This window comes from Pseudomonas pichavaramensis, from assembly GCF_050473265.1.
Lineage (GTDB): Bacteria > Pseudomonadota > Gammaproteobacteria > Pseudomonadales > Pseudomonadaceae > Aquipseudomonas.
The window spans coordinates 157,154-176,418 of sequence record NZ_JBJKFJ010000010.1 but is presented as its reverse complement, the minus strand read 5'-3'; the positions used below and the strand labels follow the sequence as shown (position 1 = coordinate 176,418).

The window sequence follows — 19,265 nt, the reverse complement described above, 5'->3', positions numbered from 1 at the left end:
TTCAGGCCACCACGGCAATCTTGCGAGCGCTGCCTGGCTGCTCGATCAGTTCGATATCGATGTCATAGAGCTGGCTGAGCAGCGGCCCGTCGAGCAACTCGTCCGGGCTGCCATCGAAGAAGATGCGTCCCTGCTTCAGCGCGATCACTCGGTCGGCATGCCGTGCGGTCAGGTTGATGTCATGCAGGATGGCGACGATGCCACGACCACTGTCGCGGTTGAGCTGGCGCAGCAGGCCCATCAGCTCGTACTGGTGAGCCAGGTCCAGCGCCGAGGTCGGCTCGTCGAGCAACAGCAACGGCGAATGCTGGGCCAGCAGCATGGCGATCCAGGCCCGCTGCCGCTCGCCACCGGACAGGCCATCGGCCAGTTGCTCGGCGTAGTGCGCGACATCGGTCTGCGCCAGTGCCTGATCGACCGCCGCATGGTCCTCGGCGCGCCAGCGGCCGAGCAAACCGCGCCAGGGGAAGCGGCCCAGACGCACCAGCTCACGCACAGTCAGCCCGGCGACGTCCGGCAGGTGTTGCGGCAGGAACGCCACGCGCCGGGCGAAGTCACGGGCGGAGAAGCGCGACAGCGGCTGATCATCGAGCTGCAGGCTGCCACGCGTCGGCTCCAGCTGACGCGCCAGCAGGTTCATCAGGGTGGATTTGCCCGAGCCATTGTGGCCAAGGATCACGGTAAAGCGATCACCTTCAAGGTGCAGCTCGTCCAGGGCCAGCGTCACTCGCTCGCCACGGCGAACTTCGATGTCACGCAGCTTCAACATGCCAGCGCCAACTCCTCACGCAAACGCAGCAGACGCTCGTCCCGCTGCAGCTTCGGGCAGGTACTGCACAGGCTGCCGTCACAGCGGCGAAAATGCTGGCAGCAGGCCTTGCGTTCCAGGGTCAGGCAGTCGCGGCCATCGTCCAGGCGCACGGTGATCAGGTCACTGCCACCACTCAGACCCAGCGCGGCCAGCCATTGCCCAGCCAGTACAAGCAGTTGCTCGTTGCCCAGGACCAGCTGGCGCTGCACCAGCAACAACGCTGCCAGCACGAAATCAGCCGCCAGGCGCTGCGCCAGCTTGCCGTGGATGCTCTGTACCTGACAGAACTCGGCATGCTGGCGACGCAGCCACTCATCGAGCTGGCGTGCTGCCCGGCCGATCAACTCAGACTCGCTGGCCTGCCATGGGCAATGCTCAGCCAGGCAAAAGCCCGAGACCACGCCGCTGTGCAGGCTTTGCCCGAGGCTGGCCAGACAAGGAGCACGCTGTGCCAGGTGCACGCTGAGCAGTGTCAGGTAGATGGGTTGCCAAACCAGGTAGGTCCAACTGCGGACCGACCAATAATGCGGGCCGGCCTCCGGGTGCGCCTCACGCCAATATTGATAGAGGCTGGCGATACGCTGGGTGTTGCCATCGCTGCCGCAGACCAACTGCTCGTCCTCGGCGCAGCCGATTCGCCACGGCACGCCCGGCAGGGTGCGGGAAATCACGTCGAGCAGATGGTGAAGGTCGTGCATCGCGGCGGACCTGGGAAAGACCAAAAGAGCAGCGAATTTAATCATCGATATGCATATGCATCAAATTATCATTCGCTACTGAGGTCTCACGCAGTGCTGGGTTTGCGCACCAGCAAGGGGAACAGCGCCGCCGTCAGCAATAGGCCGGCCGCCCCCACCCAGAACGGCACGACCTGGCCGTAGTGACTGACCAGCAGGCCGGCACCGTAGGCTGAGCCCATGTTGCCCAGGCACTGGAAGATGTTGATCTTGCTGAAGTCCACCGCGTAGTGCTCCGGCGAGCTCAGCTCGAACAGCAGCGCATCGAGGCGCACCGTGACCTGATACAGCGCCCAGCCGAACAGTACCCGGCCGAGCAGGATCAGCCACTGATCACCGAAGCCCTGGATGAAGGTGGCGACGGCTCCCAGCAGCAGCCCGGCAAGGATGCCATCGCGGGTATTGCCCTGCTTGGTCGCACGACGCCCCCACCACAGCGCCAGTACGGCCACCGCGCCGGGCAGTGAATAGACGAAGCCGGCGGCCATCTCGCTGTTCCACTGCGCCACCTGCTGCCAGTAGACGGCGAAGAACGGCCGCGTGATGTAACCAACGCAATAGAACAGCAGCATCACCAGGCACAACCGGTAGATGGCCGGCAGGCTGCGCGCCTCATTCTTCACCGGCGCCTCTTCGCTCGCTGGCTGCTCGCCAGGAGCGGGCAGATGACCACGCACCAGATGCATGCAGATGGCCATCTGAATGAAGTCGCCTGCGGCCATCACCAGAAACACGTCGCCGATGTTCATGATCTGCAGGATCAGGCCGCCCAGCGCCGCGCCAAGAATGGCGCCGAAGTGCACCACCACAGACAGCGTACCGATGGTCTGGGTGTGGTTGTCCTGCTGTTGCAGGCTCATCACGTAGGGATACATCAGCAGGTAGCTGCCCTTAAACAGCACCATCACCAGCGACACCACCCAGAACAGCGGCAGCGAGTCGATGAAATAGCAGGCGGCGGTGAGGCTGCCAGCCATGAACTGCGCACTGATCAGAATGCGCACCGGGTGCACGCGCTTGGCCAGACGCGCCCAGAGCGGAAACACCGCCATCACCACCAGACTGACGACCGCCAAATAGAGGCCGACATGCTGCTCCGGCGGATTGTCGAAGCGTTCGGCAAAATACTGCGGGTAGAAGGGGATGATCAGGTTATCGGTGATCACCGCCAAGGCGGTCATCATGATCAGGCAAGTACGCAGCGTCATCGGCAGCAATCGGGCAAGGCGGCAGGGCCGCGCATGATGCCATTTCCAGCGAGGCAAACGCCAATACAGACGAGAATCAGAAAGGCTACTGAAGGGCATGCCGTGCAGCCTCCTGACCACGGTTAGTGATAAGCTCGCGCACCATGAAAATGCCAAACTCTCGCCCCGTAGTGCTCTGCATGTCCGGCCACGACCCCAGCGGTGGTGCCGGCCTGCAGGCCGATATCGAAGCCCTGCTCGCCCAGGGTTGCCACGCCGCCCCGACGGTCACCGCGCTGACCGTGCAGGACACGGTCAATGTCAGTGATTTCCGCGTACTCGACCGCGACTGGGTGCTGGCTCAGGCCCGCGCGGTGATCGCTGACCTGCCGGTGGCGGCGGTCAAGCTGGGCATGCTCGGCTCGGTGCAGATGGTCGATACCGTGCTCGAGGTGATGAGCCAGCTGCCTGGCGTACCGCTGGTCTGCGACCCGGTGCTGCGTGCTGGCGGTGGTGGCTCACTGGGCAAGGATGACGTCGGCTACGCCATGCGCGAGCGCCTGTTCGCCGTGTCCACCATCGCCACACCCAACCTGCCGGAAGCGCGCATCCTCGCCGAACTGCCAGACGGCAGCGCCGACGAATGCGCCGACAAGCTGCTGCCTTTCATCGAGCACCTGCTGATCACCGGCGGCCATGGCGACGAAGCCGAAGTGCATAACCGCCTGTACAGCCGCGACGGCAGCCGCCACACCTTCACCTGCGCGCGCCTGCCCGGCAGCTACCATGGCTCCGGTTGCACCCTGGCCAGCACCCTGGCCGGACGCCTGGCGCTGGGTCAGGAGCTGGTCAGCGCCGTGAAAAGCGCGCTCGACTACACCTGGTGCACCCTGCGTGACGCCGAGCAGCCCGGCCACGGCCAGTTCGTTCCGCGCCGCCTGCCGCTGGATTACGGCCAATGAACCTGCGCGGCCTCTACGCCATCACCGACACGCCACTGCTGACGGGCGGCAAGCTGCTGCCCTATGCCGAGGCGGCGCTGCGCGGCGGTGCGCGGTTGCTGCAGTACCGCGACAAGTCCGCCGATGCCGGGCGCCGCTTCGATGAGGCACAGGCCCTGGCCGAACTGTGCAGCAGCCACCAAGCCACGCTGATCATCAACGACGATCTCGAACTGGCCGCGCGCCTGGGCGTCGGCCTGCACCTGGGCCAGAGCGACGGCTCGCTGGCTGCTGCCCGTGCCCGCCTCGGCAGCGACGCCGTGATTGGTGGCACCTGCCACGCGCAGCTGGAGCTGGCCGAATGTGCCGTCAGCAAAGGCGCCAGCTATATCGCCTTCGGCCGTTTCTTCAACTCCAACACCAAGCCAGGCGCACCGGCAGCCACCGTGGAGCTGCTGGATGAAGCGCGTGCTCGCTTCAGCGTGCCCATCGTCGCCATCGGCGGCGTGAACCTGGACACCGCCCCCGGTCTGATCGCTCGCGGCGCCAGCCTGGTCGCCGTGATCCACGCCCTGTTCGCTGCGGACTCCGCCTCCGAGGTGGAAGACCGCGCCCGCGCCTTCGCGGCGCTGTTCGATTGACCCTTTTGCAGAGAGAACCCGTCATGTCCCGTTCCGAGATCCTCTTCGCCAACGCCCAGAAGCACATCCCCGGCGGCGTCAACTCGCCAGTACGTGCCTTCCGCAGCGTCGGTGGCACCCCGCTGTTCTTCAAGCACGCAGAAGGCGCCTACGTGGTCGATGAAGACGACAAGCGCTACGTCGACTACGTCGGTTCCTGGGGCCCGATGATCCTCGGCCACAGCCACCCGGACGTACTCGACTCGGTACGTCGTCAGCTGGAACACGGCCTGTCCTACGGCGCACCGACCGCCCTGGAAACCGAGATGGCCGAACTGGTGTGCTCGCTGGTACCGTCGATGGAGATGGTGCGCATGGTCAGCTCCGGCACCGAGGCGACCATGAGTGCCATCCGCCTGGCCCGTGGCTACACCGGCCGCGACAGCATCATCAAGTTCGAGGGTTGCTACCACGGCCACTCCGACAGCCTGCTGGTCAAGGCCGGTTCTGGCGCCCTGACCCAGGGCGTGCCGAACTCCGCCGGCGTACCGGCGGCCTTCGCCAAACACACCTTGACCCTGCCCTTCAACGACATCGACGCCGTGGCCGAGTGCCTGGCCCAGGTCGGCGGCGAAGTGGCGTGCATCATCGTCGAGCCGGTCGCTGGCAACATGAACTGCGTACCGCCAGCGCCGGGTTTCCTCGAAGGCCTGCGCGAGCAGTGCGACAAACATGGCGTGGTGCTGATCTTCGACGAAGTGATGACCGGTTTCCGCGTCTCGCTGGGCGGCGCCCAGGGCTACTACGGCATCACCCCGGACCTGTCGACCTTCGGCAAGATCGTCGGCGGCGGCATGCCGGTCGGCTGCTTCGGCGGCAAGCGCGAGATCATGGGCTGCATCGCCCCGCTGGGCCCGGTCTACCAGGCCGGCACCCTGTCGGGCAACCCGCTGGCAATGGCCGCCGGCCTGACCACGCTAAAACTGATCAGCCGCCCGGGCTTCCACGCCGAGCTGAGCGACTACACCTCGCGCATGCTCGCCGGCCTGCAGGAGCGTGCCGATGCCGCCGGCATCCCCTTCGTCACCACGCAGGCAGGCGCCATGTTCGGTCTGTACTTCAGCGGCGCCGACGATATCGTCACCTTCGCCGACGTGATGGCCAGCGACAGCGCGCGCTTCAACCGCTTCTTCCACCTGATGCTCGAGGGCGGCGTGTACCTGGCGCCGAGCGCCTTCGAGGCCGGCTTCACCTCCATCGCCCACGGCGACAAGGAGCTGGAGATTACCTTCGCTGCAGCCGAGCGCGCCTTCGCCGAACTGAAAAAAGCCTGATGCAGTACAGCACGGCCTTCAGCGATGCCCTGCTGGCCATCGCCTGCGCAACCTGCGCCTGGCTTGTCGGCCGGGCCCGCGGGCGTCATGGCGAAGGCGACCAGCCGGCGCTGTTCTGTGCGCTGCTGGGGTTCCTGTTGCCTGCAGCGGCCGCCAGCGTCGGCGTGGTGCGCTACGGCCTCGACACTGGCTGGCAAGAGGCGCACCTGTGGCTGAGCCAGGCCAGTGCCTTTCTCGGCCTGCCACTGCTGGGCGCTGCAGCACTGGCGCTGAGCCGTGGCTGGGCCTGGAGCCGGCCGAACTGGGGACGCATCCTGCTCGGGCTGTGCGCCTTCTTCGAGCTGTTTCGTCAGCTCGGCTACCTCGAGGACTACCGCCTGGCGCTGAATCTGCTCACCCTGGTGCTGATTCTCTATGCCGGTGCCATGCAATGGCCGCAGCGTAGCGCGCTCTTCGCTGCCGGCAGCGCAGTGGGCTTGTTCCTGCTGGCCGGCATCGGAGTGGGCAGCGCGGGCGCGATCGGCTCGCTGCTGCGTGTGGACCTGTTCCACGTGCTGCTGGCACTGGCTTATCCGTTGCTGGTCTGGCTGCTCTTAACCCTGCCGGGAAGCGCGAAGAAACAGGCTTTGTAACAAACGCGCGGTTTATTCCATAATGCGACGGTCGGCACGCATCGCGCCGACCGGGCACGTCACCCGCCCTGAACTGCCGAGGTCCCGTTATCCAGATGAACCGCACCGGCCGCACCCTGTCACTGGGCTGCCTGTTGCTTTTCCTCCCGCTGTTTGCATCCGCAGGCGGCAACTCCCTGCTGATTCCCGCAACCGGCAGTTGTGCCCTGAACGCCCCTCCCGAAGACATGCCCGATGCGCTGGCGAGCTGCCAGGAGATGGCGCGTGGCGGCGATATGCAGGCGGCCTTCGAACTCGGCGAGTACTACTACGATGGCAAGCGCACCCCGCGCGACCTCAAGCAGGCGCTGAACTGGTTCGAGCGGGCATCGCTGCAGGGCCATGCCGAAGCGCAATTACGTCTGGGCACCATGTTCTTCCGTGGCGAAGGCGTACCCGCCAACAACGTGCAGGCTTACATCGTGTTGAAGATGGCCTCGGTCAATGGCTCGGACGAAGCCATGGACAGCGCCGACCTGGTATCGGCGCAGATGCGTCGTGACGAGCTGGAAATCGCCAGCCAGGTGCTGGGGCAGATCTTCCGCAGCTACCTGCTGGAACTGCAGACAGCCGAAGGCCGTTCCCCTTTCGCACCTCTGCCTTGAACGCGCGGGTGCGCGCGGCGCACCCTACGGCTCCGGGCTTATTTATCCGGCATCGGCATGGGGAACGGCATGACGTTGCCGCCGCCCTTGGCCTCGCTGATCTTCGCCGTGCCCAGACGCTCCACCTCGTCGATGCGGATGATCGCGTGCATCGGCACGAAGCTGCGCACCACGCCCTCGAACTGCGCCTTGAGCTTCTCCTCGCTGGGGTCGACGACCAGCTGGCTGCGCTCGCCGAAGACGAACTCCTCCACCTCCAGAAAGCCCCACAGATCGCTCTGAAAGATCTGCTTGGCGTACATCTCGTACACCTGGCCCTGGTTGAGGAAAATCACCTTGTAGATGGGATCGCGCTTGCTCATGAAGGCTCGAAGTCAGGAAAAACGGGGCGCGCAGAATAGCACAAGGCCGAAAGCAGCACGCTAGCGTAGCCGGATGCAATCCGGGGATGAATGCCCGACCTGCCGCGCTCTGGATTGCACCCGGGCCACATGAGCCTCGATAGCCATGCGCCGCTTGTAGCCTGTTGCCTGCCTCTCCCCTATAATGCGCGGTCATTTTTTAACCACCTCAGACAGTGCCATGACCAAGAAGCTCTATATCGAAACCCACGGTTGCCAGATGAACGAGTACGACAGCTCGCGCATGGTCGACCTGCTGGGCGAGCATCAGGCCCTGGAGGTTACGGAAAAACCCGAAGACGCCGACGTGATCCTGCTCAATACCTGCTCGATCCGCGAGAAGGCGCAGGACAAGGTGTTCTCCCAGCTCGGTCGCTGGCGCGAGCTGAAACAGGCCAACCCGGACCTGGTGATCGGTGTCGGCGGCTGCGTGGCCAGCCAGGAAGGCGCCGCCATTCGCGACCGCGCACCCTACGTCGACGTGGTATTCGGCCCGCAGACCCTGCACCGCCTACCGGAAATGATCGATGCCGCGCGCGTGACCAAGACCGCCCAGGTGGACATCAGCTTCCCCGAGATCGAGAAGTTCGACCGTCTGCCCGAACCGCGTGTCGACGGCCCCAGCGCCTTCGTCTCGGTGATGGAAGGCTGCAGCAAGTACTGCACCTTCTGCGTGGTGCCCTACACCCGCGGTGAGGAAGTCAGCCGCCCACTGGCCGATGTGCTGCTGGAAATCACCCAGCTCACCGACAAGGGCGTCAAGGAAGTCACCCTGCTCGGGCAGAACGTCAACGGCTACCGCGGCGAGACCCCGGACGGGCGCATCGCCGACTTCGCCGAGCTGCTGCACGCCGTGGCAGCGCTCGACGGCATCGAGCGCATTCGCTACACCACCAGCCACCCGCTGGAGTTCTCCGATGCGATCATCCAGGCCCACGCCGAGATTCCGCAGTTGGTCAAATACCTGCACCTGCCGGTGCAGTCCGGCTCGGACCGCATTCTCGCGGCGATGAAGCGCAACCACACGGCGCTGGAGTACAAGTCGCGCATCCGCAAGCTGCGCGCAGCGGTGCCGGACATCCTGATCAGCTCTGACTTCATCATCGGCTTCCCCGGCGAGACCGAGAAGGACTTCGAGCAGACCATGAAGCTGATCGACGACGTCGGCTTCGACTTCTCCTTCTCCTTCATCTACAGCTCGCGCCCCGGCACCCCGGCCGCCGATCTGGTGGACGACACCCCGGACGAAGTGAAGAAGCAGCGCCTGGCCCTGCTCCAGCACCGCATCAGCCAGAATGGCTTCGAAAACAGCCGACGCATGGTCGGCACCGTGCAGCGCATCCTGGTCAGCGACTACTCGAAGAAGGACCCGGGCATGCTCCAGGGCCGCACCGAGCAGAACCGCATCGTCAACTTCCGTTGCGATAATCCGCGCCTGATCGGCCAATTCGTCGATGTGCATATCGACGATGCCCTGCCACACTCGCTGCGCGGCACACTGCTGGACGCCGAGACCCTCCACTAATGTCGCGGTCGCCCACACTTTGCGTTGTGGGCGGCCAGCGTTATGCTGCCTTTCAATACCCAGCCAAGTGACGATCACAACATCACCTTGAACGCCTCTCTAGAACCCCATCGTTTCACCCTCGAGCCCTTCGAGGCCCGCCGTTTCGCCAACCTCTGCGGCCAGTTCGACGAGCACCTGCGCCTGATCGAAGAGCGCCTCGGCCTGGAAATCCGCAACCGAGGTAACCAGTTCGAGATGATCGGCAGCGCCGACAAGACCCTGGCCGCCGAGACACTGCTGCGCAAGCTGTACCGCGAAACCAAGGCCACCGAACTATCGCCGGACATGGTCCACCTGTACCTGCAGGAGTCCGGCGTCGAGGAACTCGTCAACCCGAGCAACGCCCCGCAGGTAACCCTGCGCACGCGCAAGGGTGTGATCAAGCCGCGCGGCGCCAACCAGCAGCGCTACGTCAAGGCGATCCTCGACAACGACATCAACTTCGGCATCGGCCCGGCCGGTACCGGCAAGACCTACCTGGCCGTAGCCTGCGCGGTAGATGCGCTGGAGCGCGAGCAGGTGCGGCGGATTCTGCTGGTGCGCCCAGCGGTCGAGGCCGGCGAAAAGCTCGGCTTCCTGCCCGGCGACCTGGCGCAGAAGATCGACCCCTACCTGCGCCCGCTGTACGACGCGCTTTACGAGATGCTCGGTTTCGACCACGTGGCCAAGCTGATCGAGAAGCAGGTGATCGAGATCGCTCCACTGGCCTACATGCGCGGCCGTACGCTGAACAACAGCTTCATCATCCTCGACGAGAGCCAGAACACCACCGTCGAGCAGATGAAGATGTTCCTCACCCGCATCGGCTTCGGCTCCACTGCGGTGATCACCGGCGACATCACCCAGGTCGACCTGCCGCGTGGCACCAAGAGCGGCCTGGGCCACGTGATTGAGGTGCTCAAGGACGTGCCAGGCATCAGCTTCACCCATTTCCTGCCCAAGGACGTGGTGCGCCACCCGCTGGTGCAGCGCATCGTAGAGGCCTACGAACGCCACGACGCCCGCGTGCAGAGCAAGGCCGAGGGCAAGGATGCTTGAGCTCGACCTGCAACTGGCCAGTGATGGCCAGCATCCTGATGAAGCACAGTTGCGCCGCTGGTGCGAACTGGCCCTGCGTCAGCGCACGGCCGACTCCGAGCTGACCATCCGTCTGGTGGACGAAGCCGAGGGGCGCGAACTGAACCACACCTGGCGGCACAAGGACTACGCCACCAATGTGCTGTCCTTCCCCGCCGATGTGCCGGAAGGACTGCTCGATATCCCGCTGCTCGGCGACCTGGTGATCTGCGTGCCGGTGCTCGAACGTGAGGCGGCCGAGCAAGGCAAGACGCTGGAAGCACACTGGGCGCACCTGGTGATTCACGGCTGCCTGCACCTGCTGGGCTATGACCATATCGAGGAAGAAGAAGCCCTCGAAATGGAAGATCTGGAACGACAATTGCTCGCCGAACTGGGTCATCCCGACCCGTATGCCGACGATGAACGACCTGCCTTGTAGGAGCGCCGCCCCGGCGCGAAACGATAGTCGCAGCGGCGCGAGATCGCTGCTGCCCTGTCCGTTCGCCCCGAGGGCGTGGCTCCTACAAAAGCCTACTTGCGACCTCAACAGCTAACGCGTACATAGCCAATAACTTTTCCTGACAAGGATCCCGAGTAAAACGCCATGAGCGAAGACCGATCGAGCAACGAGCAGAAGTCCTGGTTCAACAAACTGACCCAGGCTTTTGCTCATGAGCCGAGAAACCGCCAGGAGCTGCTGGAAGTCCTGCGCGAAGCCCACCAGAACAAACTGCTCGACAGCGAAGCGCTGACCATCGTCGAAGGCGCCATCCAGGTCGCCGACCTGCAGGTACGCGACATCATGGTGCCGCGCTCGCAGATGATCAGCATCAAGGCCAACCAGACTCCCCGCGAATTTCTCCCTGCCATCATCGATGCGGCGCACTCACGCTACCCGGTGATCGGCGAAAGCCTCGACGACGTGATCGGCATCCTCCTGGCCAAGGACCTGCTGCCGTTGATCCTGCAAAGCGAGCAGCCCAACTTCAATATCAAGGACATGTTGCGCCCGGCCACTTTCGTGCCCGAGTCCAAGCGACTCAACGTGCTGCTGCGCGAGTTCCGCGCCAACCATAACCATATGGCCGTGGTGATCGACGAATACGGTGGCGTCGCCGGCCTGGTGACCATCGAGGACGTGCTCGAGCAGATCGTCGGCGACATCGAGGACGAGCACGACGTCGAGGAAGATGGCTATATCAAACCCTTGCCGTCCGGCGACTACCTGATCAAGGCGCTGACGCCCATCGACAGCTTCAACGAGACCTTCGACAGCCAGTTCTCCGACGACGAATACGACACCGTCGGCGGTCTGGTAATGAATGCCTTCGGCCACCTGCCCAAGCGCAACGAAGTGACCGAGATCGGCGAATTCCGCTTCCGCGTGCTCAACGCCGACAGCCGCCGTATCCATCTGCTGCGCCTGACCCCGGTCAGTCGCTGAGCCCTCGCCCTCTCCACCTGGAGAGGGCGAATGCTTTCCCCCGCCTCGATTCCGCTCTACCCTTGCGCCACTCCGTATCCAAGGATCTGCCCATGCTGCAATGGATCACCCGTCCGGGCTGGCCCGGTCATCTGCTCGCCTGCGGCGCAGGCGCCCTGACCACCCTGGCCCTCGCCCCGTTCGACCTGTGGCCACTGGCCGTACTGTCCATCGCCCTGTTCTATCTGGGCCTGCGCCATTTGCGCCCGGGTCAGGCAGCGCTGCGCGGCTGGAGCTATGGGTTTGGTCTGTTCGCCTCGGGTACCAGTTGGGTGTATGTCAGCATCCATGACTATGGCGCCGCCTCGCCCGCGCTGGCCGGTATTCTTACCCTGGGCTTCGTCGCAGGCCTTGGCCTGTTCTTCGCCCTGAGCGCCGCCCTCTGGGCACGCTGGATACGCCGTAGCGAAGCACCACTGGCCGACGCCCTGGCGTTCGCCGCACTGTGGGTGTTTCAGGAGGTTTTCCGCAGCTGGTTTCTCACCGGTTTCCCCTGGCTCTACGCCGGCTACAGCCAGCTCGACGGCCCGCTCAGCGGCCTGGTGCCGGTCGGTGGTGTATGGCTGGCGTCCTTCCTGGTCGCGCTGTCGGCAGCGCTGATCGTCAACCTGGAGCGCCTGCGGCCGCACAAGCCGCGCTACATTGCGGGCCTGATACTGCTCATCGCCCCCTGGATCGCCGGGCTGTCGCTGCAGGATCACCCATGGACCTACCCGTCCGGCAACAGCCTGAGCGTCGCCGCCGTGCAGGGCAACGTCGAACAGAACATGAAATGGGACCCCGCCCAGCTCAACGCCCAGCTGGCGCTGTACCGTGACCTCAGCTTCAGTGCCGAGCGCGTCGACCTGCTGGTTTGGCCGGAAACCGCCATCCCGGTACTCAAGGACATGGCGCAGGGCTATATCGGCGTGATGGATCGTTTCGCCCGTGATCGCCAAAGCGCGCTGATCACCGGCGTACCGGTGCGCCAGTCCAACGAGCGTGGCGAGCTGCGTTACTACAATGCCATCACCAGTATCGGTGATGCGCAGGGCACTTACCTCAAGCAGAAACTGGTTCCCTTCGGCGAATACGTACCCCTGCAGGACTTGCTGCGCGGGCTGATCGCCTTCTTCGACCTGCCCATGTCCGACTTCGCCCGCGGCCCGGTCGAACAGCCGCCCCTGCAGGCCAAGGGCTACCGAATTGCCCCGTTCATCTGCTACGAGGTGGTCTACCCGGAGTTCGCCGCATCCCTGGCGGCGGACAGTGACATCCTCCTGACGGTAAGCAACGACGCCTGGTTCGGCACCTCCATCGGCCCTCTGCAACACCTGCAGATGGCACAGATGCGCGCGCTCGAGGCCGGCCGCTGGATGATCCGCGCCACCAACAACGGCATGACCGTGGTCATCGATCCGCAGGGCCGCATCCAGTTCAGCCTGCCGCAGTTCGAACGCGGCGTGCTCTACGGCGAGGTGCTGCCCATGCAGGGGCTGACCCCGTACCTGCAATGGCGCATCTGGCCGCTGGCGATTTTCTGCGCCCTGCTGCTGGGCTGGGCGCTGTTGGCCAGCCGTATGGCCAAGACGGTGTAGGCAAAGCGGAGCGAGACACCGAACAGGCCTTTAGGCTCGATCGAGCCGCCAAGCCACAGCATAGTAGGAGCGGCTGGGCGGCACTTCGCTTCAGCCGCGAAAGCTCTGCCAGCCTCGTTCGCGGCTGAAGCCGCTCCTACGCGAACGCTCAGCCTCAATCAGCACCGTATACCCACGGATAGGCGAGCAGCCCGATGGCCTCATTAAGCAACTGACTGCTCTGCCATATCACCCGCGACTCCGGCAGCCAGCCGCCCAACGGGCGTTCATAACCGGCGCTGAGATAGCCCATCGGTGCGGTGATCACCTCGAAGCCGGCCTGCTCGAAACACCAGCGCGCCCGCGCCATGTGCCAGGCCTGGGTGACCAGCACCACGCGGCGCACTCCCTGCGGCTTCAGCAATTCGGCACTCAGCAGCGCGTTTTCCCAAGTCGTGCGGCTCTGCTCCTCCAGCCAACGAATCTCCAAACCGTAATCGCGCTTCATCGCATCGGCCATCAACGCCGCTTCGCTGGGCGGCTGGCCGTAATGCAGGCCGCCGGTAGCGGCCAAGGGCAAACCGGATGCTCGCGCCAGACGCGCCGCGTAACGCAGGCGCTCCAGCGCCATCAGTCCAGGCTGATCGGTTCCGCCCCAGCCTGGATCGTTCTGTTCACGCCCGGCGCCGAGGATAACGATGGCATCAGCGCGCTGCGCCAGGGTCGACCACTGCGCTTCGGCCAGCGCCGGTTCGCGCTCAAGCTGGCTGGCGCCCCACTGCATGACAGCCGGCAGACTCATCAACCAGAGCCCACCAAAGCCGAGCACGAAGCATCCCGTCGCCAGGCGTGGAAACCTGCGACGCCACCACCAGGCGAGCAGGATCAACAGCAACAGCGCACCTGGCGGCATCAGCAATTGTTTGAGGATGTAGCGAATCGGCATCAGGCACCTCCGGGGTGCCAAAGCCTAACAGGTTGCAGAAAAACCGAGCGAGACGAAAACCGCTAGCGAGAATTGCCACTGCGAAACAGCTTCGAGCCGCAAGCCTGGCACGCCTGCGCCTCCTGCCCGCGGTGCCAGCTGACCGGCTCCCCACAGAGCGCACAGCACAATGCCTGACGGCGCTTCATCAGCGGTTTGATCCTGCCCGTCGGTCTGCCGCCGGCAGGCTTGGCACTGCGCAGCGGCTGACGTTGAATCAAGGCAAGTTCCTCTGCCGCCGCATGCCAGCCACGCAACCAGTGCAGATCACGATTGAGGTACGCGCGAATCAGTTCCAGCTCGGCCGGGCTCAGGCCATCGAGTTCCAGATCGCGCAGGGGTTCGGCATGCAGGCGACTGGCGGTGTCCGCCTCCTCTAGCGCCAGGGCAAGACGCTGCAGTAGCCGCTCATAGAGACCGCCACCCCGCTCCGCTTGCCGTGCATCAGCCATCTAACACCTCGCGAGACCTGCCAATTGCAGGCCTTTAACAAAGCTTAGCGAAGGCCATGCAATGGGCTCGATGCCGCGACAAACGGCGAGCGCAGCACAATCTGGGTTTCCCTCGATAGACGGCGCTCATGTATGCTACGACGTTTTCCGCAAGCCCCCTTTCCTTCAGCGCCAGAGCCATGCACGAACAGTACTCGCCCCGTGAAATAGAAGCCGCCGCGCAGTCCCACTGGGACGCGCAGAATTCCTTCGTCGTCAGCGAACAGCCCGGCAAGGACACCTTCTACTGCCTGTCGATGTTCCCTTACCCCAGCGGCAAGCTACACATGGGTCACGTGCGCAACTACACCATCGGTGACGTGATTGCCCGCTACCAGCGCATGCAGGGCAAGAACGTGCTGCAGCCCATGGGCTGGGACGCCTTCGGCATGCCGGCGGAAAACGCCGCGATGAAGAACCAGGTAGCGCCGGCCAAGTGGACCTACGAGAACATCGCCTACATGAAGTCCCAGCTGAAATCGCTGGGCCTGGCCATCGACTGGACGCGTGAAGTCACCACCTGCAAGCCGGACTACTACCGCTGGGAGCAGTGGCTGTTCACCCGCCTGTTCGAGAAGGGCGTGATCTACCGCAAGAACGGCACCGTCAACTGGGACCCGGTGGACCAGACCGTACTGGCCAACGAGCAGGTCATCGACGGCCGCGGCTGGCGTTCGGGCGCGCTGATCGAGAAGCGCGAAATCCCGATGTACTACTTCAAGATCACCGCGTACGCCGAAGAGCTGCTGAGCAGCCTGGATGAGCTGGACGGCTGGCCCGAGCAGGTCAAGACCATGCAGCGCAACTGGATCGGCAAGAGCTTCGGTGCCGACATCGCCTTCGACTACGACGTCGACAGCATCGGCATCGCCGGCCAGCTCAAGGTCTACTCGACCCGCCCCGACACCCTGATGGGTGCCACCTACGTGGCCGTGGCCACCGAGCATCCGCTGGCCCAGCGCGCCGCCGAAGGCAGCGCCGAGCTGCAGGCGTTCATCGCCGAGTGCAAGGCCGGCTCCGTGGCCGAGGCCGACATGGCCACCATGGAGAAGAAGGGCCTGGCCACCGGCCAGTTCGTCATCCACCCGCTGACCGGCGACAAGCTGCCGGTATTCGTCGCCAACTACGTGCTGTGGGGCTACGGCGAAGGCGCGGTGATGGCGGTGCCGGCACATGACGAACGCGATTTCGAATTCGCCAACAAGTACAACCTGCCGATCACCCAGGTGTATGCCGGCGAAGGCAAGGACTACGACGCCAGCACCTGGCAGGACTGGTACGGCGACAAGGCCGGCCTGAGCACCATCAACTCCGGCAAGTACGACGGCCTCGACTTCAACGCCGCCTTCGACGCCATCGTCGGCGACCTGGAAGCCAGCGAGCACGGCGCCCGTAAAACCCAGTTCCGTCTGCGCGACTGGGGCATCAGCCGTCAGCGTTACTGGGGCTGCCCGATCCCGATCATCCACTGCCCGAGCTGCGGCGACGTGCCGGTGCCGGAAGACCAGCTGCCGGTGGTGCTGCCCGAAGACGTGGTGCCGGACGGCGCCGGCTCGCCGCTGGCGAAGATGCCCGAGTTCTACGAGTGCAGCTGCCCGAAATGCGGCACCGCGGCCAAGCGTGAAACCGACACCATGGACACCTTCGTGGAAAGCTCCTGGTACTACGCCCGCTACGCCAGCCCGAACTACGAGGGCGGCATGGTCGACCCGCAAGCGGCCAACCACTGGCTGCCGGTGGATCAGTACATCGGCGGCATCGAACACGCCATCCTGCACCTGCTGTACGCGCGCTTCTTCCACAAGCTGATGCGTGACGAAGGCCTGGTGTCCTCGAACGAGCCGTTCAAGAACCTGCTGACTCAGGGCATGGTGGTCGCCGAGACCTACTACCGCACTCTGGAAAACGGCGGCAAGGACTGGTTCAACCCGGCTGACGTCGAGGTCGAGCGCGATGCCAAGGCCAAGGTCATCGGCGCCAAGCTCAAAAGCGACGGCCTGCCAGTGGAAATCGGCGGCACCGAGAAGATGTCGAAGTCGAAGAACAACGGCGTCGACCCGCAGGACATGATCGACCAGTACGGCGCCGACACCTGCCGCCTGTTCATGATGTTCGCCTCGCCGCCCGACCAAAGCTGCGAGTGGTCGGACGCCGGCGTCGAGGGCGCCAACCGCTTCCTGCGCCGCGTCTGGCGTCTGGCTCACGCCCACGTCAGCGCCGGCCTGCCGGGCAAGCTGGACGTGAGCAGCCTGAACGACGAGCAGAAGGCCGTACGCCGCGCCATCCACCTGGCCATCAAGCAGGCCAGCAACGATATCGGCCAGCACCACAAGTTCAATACCGCCGTCGCTCAGGTGATGACCCTGATGAACGTGCTGGAAAAGGCCGCTACCGCCACCGAGCAAGATCGCGCCCTGGTGCAGGAAGGCCTGGAAACGGTCGCACTGCTGCTGGCCCCCATCACACCGCACATCAGCCATGAGCTGTGGCAGCGCCTGGGTCATGGCGATGCGGTGATCGATGCACAATGGCCGCAGGTCGACGAAGCCGCTCTGGTGCAGGACAGCCTGACGTTGGTGGTACAGGTCAACGGCAAGCTGCGTGGGCAAATCGAAGTGCCGGCCAGCGCCAGCCGCGAAGAAGTGGAAGCCAGCGCCCGAGCCAACGAGAACGTACTGCGCTTCACCGAGGGCGTGACCATTCGCAAGGTCATCGTGGTACCGGGCAAGCTGGTCAACATCGTCGCCAACTGATTAAGCTCGGCGCCAGACTTCGGCTGGCGCCCTGATCCGCCAAGGGGATATGAGAATGATGAAACGGAATCTGCTGGTCATCGGCCTGGCTGGCCTGCTCAGCGCATGTGGCTTCCAGCTGCGCGGTACAGGCGACGTTCAGTTTGCCCTCAAGGAACTCGACGTCAGCGCCCGCAACGCCTATGGCGAGACCGTGCAGGAGCTGCGCGAGATGCTGGAGAACAACGACGTCAATGTTCACGCCGGTGCTCCCTATAAGCTGGTGATCCGCAACGAGTCCGAGAATCGCCGTACGGCCAGCTTCAGCGGCGGCGCGCGTAGCGCCGAGTATGAAGTGACCATGGCTCTGGATTATGAAATCCGCGGTGCCCGCAACCTGCTGCTGAGCAGCAGCCAGGTGGAAGTGCAGAACTACTACATGCAGGATGACAACAACCTGACCGGTTCGGATCAGGAAGCCCTGCAACTGCGTAATGAACTGCGTCGCGAGCTGATTCAGCAACTGACCCTGCGCTTGCAGCAAATCACCCCGGCTCAGCTGGACCAGTTGCAACAGGCTGCCGAAGCTCGTGCCCAGGCCGAAGCCGAAGCGCTCGAGGCGGCCCGCCAGGCTCGCGAGAGCCAGGTTGCCCCGCAACAGTCGCCAATCGAACTGCCGATCCAGTAACGGACCTGGGCCGCGCCTGCGGCCCTTGCCCACTCGCCTTGATGACATCACCTCGATGAAGCTTGCCCCCGCCCAACTCGGCAAACATCTGCAGGGCTCGCTTGCCCCTGTTTATGTGATCAGCGGTGATGAACCACTGCTGTGCCAGGAGGCCGCCGACGCTATCCGCCAGGCCTGCCGTCAGCAGGGTTTCGGCGAACGCCAGGTATTCAACGCCGAAGCCAACTTCGACTGGGGCAACCTGCTGCAGGCCGGCGCCAGCCTGTCATTGTTCGCGGAAAAGCGCCTGCTGGAACTGCGCCTGCCTTCCGGCAAGCCGGGCGACAAAGGCGGCGCAGCACTGCTGGAATACCTGGCCCGCCCTCCAGAGGACACCGTTCTGCTGCTCAGCCTGCCCAAACTCGACGGCAGTTCGCAGAAGACCAAGTGGGCCAAGGCGCTGATCGATGACCAGGCCAGCCAATTCATCCAGATCTGGCCAGTCGACGCCAACCAGCTGCCACAGTGGGTGCGCCAGCGCCTGGCCCAGGCCGGCCTGAGCGCCAGCGCCGATGCGGTGGAGATGATCGCCGCACGGGTGGAGGGCAACCTGCTGGCCGCAGCGCAGGAAGTGGAAAAACTCAAGCTGCTCGCCGAAGGCAACCAGGTGGATGCGGAGACCGTCCAGGCTGCGGTGGCCGACAGCGCCCGCTTCGATGTATTCGGCCTGATCGACTGCGCACTCGCCGGAGATGCAGCGCACGCACTGCGGGTACTCGAAGGGCTACGCGGCGAAGGTGTCGAACCGCCGGTGATTCTCTGGGCACTGGCGCGCGAGATTCGCCTGCTCGCCGGCATTTCCCACCAGCACAGCCAGGGCATACCGCTGGACAAGGCCTTTTCCAGCGCCCGCCCACCGGTCTGGGACAAACGCCGCCCACTGGTATCCAAGGCCTTGCAGCGCCACAGCAGCAAGCGCTGGGGCCATCTGCTGCAACAGGCCCAGCAGATCGACGCGCAGATCAAGGGCCAGGCACCCGGCGATCCCTGGAGTAACCTCGCGCTGCTGAGCCTGCAACTGGCTGGTCAGCGTCTACGCCTGTAAGCCGATATACCGCCCTTCATCTGGACATTTTCTGTACAGCGGCGCATAGTCCGCGGCGCCTGCATCCGTGCATGCAATTCAATAGAGGACGTGTCATGAGCAAGAAAACCGGCAAACGGCCGAACAAGGCCAAATCCATGGTCGCCCAGCCCTTGTTTCGTTCCCGCCAGGAGCGACCACTGAAAGGCAAAGGCAGCTACCGCCGCGAAGCCTCCCAAAACTGGGAGGCTTCTTGCTTTATGGGGTCATGGATAGCCCAGCCTGCGGCCTGAGCATGCTAAGGTAGCAGCCTGCTTATATGCCTTGAGATAGA

At 64.3% G+C, this 19,265-nt stretch carries 20 protein-coding genes; 14 read left to right on the top strand and 6 right to left on the bottom strand.

Features of this window, described 5'->3' with window-relative positions; all coding sequences use genetic code 11:
* Nucleotide 1: 1 nt before the first annotated feature.
* The 3 genes from ACJRW5_RS17585 to ACJRW5_RS17575 all read right to left on the bottom strand — a co-directional run bounded on the left by ACJRW5_RS17585 (nucleotide 2) and on the right by ACJRW5_RS17575 (nucleotide 2,756).
* Nucleotides 2-769, bottom strand: coding sequence for an ABC transporter ATP-binding protein (locus ACJRW5_RS17585; protein WP_484571777.1), 768 nt, complete (start codon nucleotides 767-769; stop codon nucleotides 2-4).
* Complete coding sequence (locus tag ACJRW5_RS17580; protein ID WP_484571776.1) at nucleotides 763-1,509, bottom strand: siderophore ferric iron reductase; 747 nt, start codon at nucleotides 1,507-1,509, stop codon at nucleotides 763-765. The genes ACJRW5_RS17585 and ACJRW5_RS17580 overlap by 7 nt, the downstream gene beginning before the upstream one ends.
* A gap of 86 nt (nucleotides 1,510-1,595) precedes the next feature.
* A complete protein-coding gene (locus ACJRW5_RS17575) occupies nucleotides 1,596-2,756 on the bottom strand; it encodes an MFS transporter (RefSeq protein ID WP_484571775.1) in 1,161 nt (386 codons plus the stop codon).
* A 143-nt stretch (nucleotides 2,757-2,899) separates the two neighbouring features.
* Here ACJRW5_RS17575 and ACJRW5_RS17570 point away from each other — a divergent pair, with 143 nt between their 5' ends.
* From ACJRW5_RS17570 to ACJRW5_RS17550, 5 genes are all read left to right on the top strand, one after another.
* Nucleotides 2,900-3,697, top strand: a complete 798-nt coding sequence (locus ACJRW5_RS17570) for a hydroxymethylpyrimidine/phosphomethylpyrimidine kinase (protein ID WP_484571774.1) — start codon at nucleotides 2,900-2,902, stop codon at nucleotides 3,695-3,697.
* Nucleotides 3,694-4,317 carry a thiamine phosphate synthase gene (gene thiE, locus ACJRW5_RS17565; RefSeq protein ID WP_484571773.1) on the top strand — a complete coding sequence of 208 codons (624 nt, stop codon included), beginning with the start codon at nucleotides 3,694-3,696 and terminating at the stop codon, nucleotides 4,315-4,317. The genes ACJRW5_RS17570 and thiE overlap by 4 nt, the downstream gene beginning before the upstream one ends.
* A 23-nt stretch (nucleotides 4,318-4,340) precedes the next feature.
* Nucleotides 4,341-5,630, top strand: a complete 1,290-nt coding sequence (gene hemL / locus ACJRW5_RS17560) for a glutamate-1-semialdehyde 2,1-aminomutase (RefSeq protein ID WP_484571772.1) — start codon at nucleotides 4,341-4,343, stop codon at nucleotides 5,628-5,630.
* Entirely contained in the window at nucleotides 5,630-6,262 is a 633-nt protein-coding gene (locus ACJRW5_RS17555) for a DUF6962 family protein (protein WP_484571771.1), read from the top strand. Before hemL ends, ACJRW5_RS17555 begins: the two co-directional genes overlap by 1 nt.
* 95 nt (nucleotides 6,263-6,357) lie before the next feature.
* Nucleotides 6,358-6,906, top strand: a complete 549-nt coding sequence (locus tag ACJRW5_RS17550; protein ID WP_484571770.1) for a tetratricopeptide repeat protein — start codon at nucleotides 6,358-6,360, stop codon at nucleotides 6,904-6,906.
* A gap of 38 nt (nucleotides 6,907-6,944) precedes the next feature.
* Here ACJRW5_RS17550 and ACJRW5_RS17545 read toward each other — a convergent pair whose 3' ends face one another.
* Nucleotides 6,945-7,268, bottom strand: a complete 324-nt coding sequence (locus ACJRW5_RS17545; protein WP_004424773.1) for a DUF1820 family protein — start codon at nucleotides 7,266-7,268, stop codon at nucleotides 6,945-6,947.
* 220 nt (nucleotides 7,269-7,488) lie between these two features.
* Between ACJRW5_RS17545 and miaB the strand changes: the two genes are divergently transcribed.
* The 5 genes from miaB (at nucleotide 7,489) to lnt (ending at nucleotide 12,993) form a co-directional block, all read left to right on the top strand.
* Entirely contained in the window at nucleotides 7,489-8,832 is a 1,344-nt protein-coding gene (gene miaB, locus ACJRW5_RS17540) for a tRNA (N6-isopentenyl adenosine(37)-C2)-methylthiotransferase MiaB (protein WP_484571769.1), read from the top strand.
* Nucleotides 8,833-8,919: 87 nt separating this feature from the next.
* Nucleotides 8,920-9,912 carry a PhoH family protein gene (locus ACJRW5_RS17535; protein ID WP_484571808.1) on the top strand — a complete coding sequence of 331 codons (993 nt, stop codon included), beginning with the start codon at nucleotides 8,920-8,922 and terminating at the stop codon, nucleotides 9,910-9,912.
* Nucleotides 9,905-10,372: an rRNA maturation RNase YbeY gene (gene ybeY / locus ACJRW5_RS17530; RefSeq protein ID WP_484571768.1), complete on the top strand. Its 468-nt coding sequence runs from the start codon at nucleotides 9,905-9,907 to the stop codon at nucleotides 10,370-10,372. Before ACJRW5_RS17535 ends, ybeY begins: the two co-directional genes overlap by 8 nt.
* Before the next feature lie 165 nt (nucleotides 10,373-10,537).
* Complete coding sequence (locus ACJRW5_RS17525) at nucleotides 10,538-11,377, top strand: HlyC/CorC family transporter (protein WP_484571767.1); 840 nt, start codon at nucleotides 10,538-10,540, stop codon at nucleotides 11,375-11,377.
* Nucleotides 11,378-11,469: 92 nt separating this feature from the next.
* Complete coding sequence (gene lnt, locus ACJRW5_RS17520; protein ID WP_484571766.1) at nucleotides 11,470-12,993, top strand: apolipoprotein N-acyltransferase; 1,524 nt, start codon at nucleotides 11,470-11,472, stop codon at nucleotides 12,991-12,993.
* A 154-nt stretch (nucleotides 12,994-13,147) separates the two neighbouring features.
* Here lnt and ACJRW5_RS17515 read toward each other — a convergent pair whose 3' ends face one another.
* Both ACJRW5_RS17515 and ACJRW5_RS17510 read right to left on the bottom strand, forming a co-directional pair.
* Nucleotides 13,148-13,918 carry a YdcF family protein gene (locus ACJRW5_RS17515; protein ID WP_484571765.1) on the bottom strand — a complete coding sequence of 257 codons (771 nt, stop codon included), beginning with the start codon at nucleotides 13,916-13,918 and terminating at the stop codon, nucleotides 13,148-13,150.
* Between the two features lie 62 nt (nucleotides 13,919-13,980).
* Nucleotides 13,981-14,409: a hypothetical protein gene (locus tag ACJRW5_RS17510; protein ID WP_484571764.1), complete on the bottom strand. Its 429-nt coding sequence runs from the start codon at nucleotides 14,407-14,409 to the stop codon at nucleotides 13,981-13,983.
* A 179-nt stretch (nucleotides 14,410-14,588) separates the two neighbouring features.
* Between ACJRW5_RS17510 and leuS the strand changes: the two genes are divergently transcribed.
* The 4 genes from leuS (at nucleotide 14,589) to arfA (ending at nucleotide 19,224) form a co-directional block, all read left to right on the top strand.
* The gene (gene leuS / locus ACJRW5_RS17505; RefSeq protein WP_484571763.1) at nucleotides 14,589-17,201 is read left to right on the top strand and encodes a leucine--tRNA ligase; all 2,613 of its coding nucleotides are present in this window, start codon (nucleotides 14,589-14,591) and stop codon (nucleotides 17,199-17,201) included.
* A gap of 55 nt (nucleotides 17,202-17,256) precedes the next feature.
* Nucleotides 17,257-17,868, top strand: a complete 612-nt coding sequence (locus ACJRW5_RS17500) for an LPS-assembly lipoprotein LptE (protein WP_484571762.1) — start codon at nucleotides 17,257-17,259, stop codon at nucleotides 17,866-17,868.
* Nucleotides 17,869-17,923: 55 nt separating this feature from the next.
* Nucleotides 17,924-18,952, top strand: a complete 1,029-nt coding sequence (holA, locus tag ACJRW5_RS17495) for a DNA polymerase III subunit delta (RefSeq protein ID WP_484571761.1) — start codon at nucleotides 17,924-17,926, stop codon at nucleotides 18,950-18,952.
* 95 nt (nucleotides 18,953-19,047) lie between these two features.
* The gene (gene arfA / locus ACJRW5_RS17490; RefSeq protein WP_484571760.1) at nucleotides 19,048-19,224 is read left to right on the top strand and encodes an alternative ribosome rescue factor ArfA; all 177 of its coding nucleotides are present in this window, start codon (nucleotides 19,048-19,050) and stop codon (nucleotides 19,222-19,224) included.
* Nucleotides 19,225-19,265: the final 41 nt, after the last annotated feature.

What these genes read in the sequence shown, in the direction of transcription:
- lnt (WP_484571766.1), top strand. Translation starts at nt 11,470, where the DNA reads ATGCTGCAATGGATCACCCGTCCGGGCTGGCCCGGTCATCTGCTCGCC.
- leuS (WP_484571763.1), top strand. Translation starts at nt 14,589, where the DNA reads ATGCACGAACAGTACTCGCCCCGTGAAATAGAAGCCGCCGCGCAGTCC.
- ACJRW5_RS17500 (WP_484571762.1), top strand. Translation starts at nt 17,257, where the DNA reads ATGATGAAACGGAATCTGCTGGTCATCGGCCTGGCTGGCCTGCTCAGC.
- miaB (WP_484571769.1), top strand. Translation starts at nt 7,489, where the DNA reads ATGACCAAGAAGCTCTATATCGAAACCCACGGTTGCCAGATGAACGAG.
- ACJRW5_RS17525 (WP_484571767.1), top strand. Translation starts at nt 10,538, where the DNA reads ATGAGCGAAGACCGATCGAGCAACGAGCAGAAGTCCTGGTTCAACAAA.
- ybeY (WP_484571768.1), top strand. Translation starts at nt 9,905, where the DNA reads ATGCTTGAGCTCGACCTGCAACTGGCCAGTGATGGCCAGCATCCTGAT.
- holA (WP_484571761.1), top strand. Translation starts at nt 17,924, where the DNA reads ATGAAGCTTGCCCCCGCCCAACTCGGCAAACATCTGCAGGGCTCGCTT.
- ACJRW5_RS17545 (WP_004424773.1), bottom strand. Translation starts at nt 7,268, where the DNA reads ATGAGCAAGCGCGATCCCATCTACAAGGTGATTTTCCTCAACCAGGGC.
- hemL (WP_484571772.1), top strand. Translation starts at nt 4,341, where the DNA reads ATGTCCCGTTCCGAGATCCTCTTCGCCAACGCCCAGAAGCACATCCCC.
- ACJRW5_RS17555 (WP_484571771.1), top strand. Translation starts at nt 5,630, where the DNA reads ATGCAGTACAGCACGGCCTTCAGCGATGCCCTGCTGGCCATCGCCTGC.
- ACJRW5_RS17510 (WP_484571764.1), bottom strand. Translation starts at nt 14,409, where the DNA reads ATGGCTGATGCACGGCAAGCGGAGCGGGGTGGCGGTCTCTATGAGCGG.
- thiE (WP_484571773.1), top strand. Translation starts at nt 3,694, where the DNA reads ATGAACCTGCGCGGCCTCTACGCCATCACCGACACGCCACTGCTGACG.
- arfA (WP_484571760.1), top strand. Translation starts at nt 19,048, where the DNA reads ATGAGCAAGAAAACCGGCAAACGGCCGAACAAGGCCAAATCCATGGTC.
- ACJRW5_RS17550 (WP_484571770.1), top strand. Translation starts at nt 6,358, where the DNA reads ATGAACCGCACCGGCCGCACCCTGTCACTGGGCTGCCTGTTGCTTTTC.
- ACJRW5_RS17515 (WP_484571765.1), bottom strand. Translation starts at nt 13,918, where the DNA reads ATGCCGATTCGCTACATCCTCAAACAATTGCTGATGCCGCCAGGTGCG.
- ACJRW5_RS17580 (WP_484571776.1), bottom strand. Translation starts at nt 1,509, where the DNA reads ATGCACGACCTTCACCATCTGCTCGACGTGATTTCCCGCACCCTGCCG.
- ACJRW5_RS17570 (WP_484571774.1), top strand. Translation starts at nt 2,900, where the DNA reads ATGAAAATGCCAAACTCTCGCCCCGTAGTGCTCTGCATGTCCGGCCAC.
- ACJRW5_RS17585 (WP_484571777.1), bottom strand. Translation starts at nt 769, where the DNA reads ATGTTGAAGCTGCGTGACATCGAAGTTCGCCGTGGCGAGCGAGTGACG.
- ACJRW5_RS17575 (WP_484571775.1), bottom strand. Translation starts at nt 2,756, where the DNA reads ATGACGCTGCGTACTTGCCTGATCATGATGACCGCCTTGGCGGTGATC.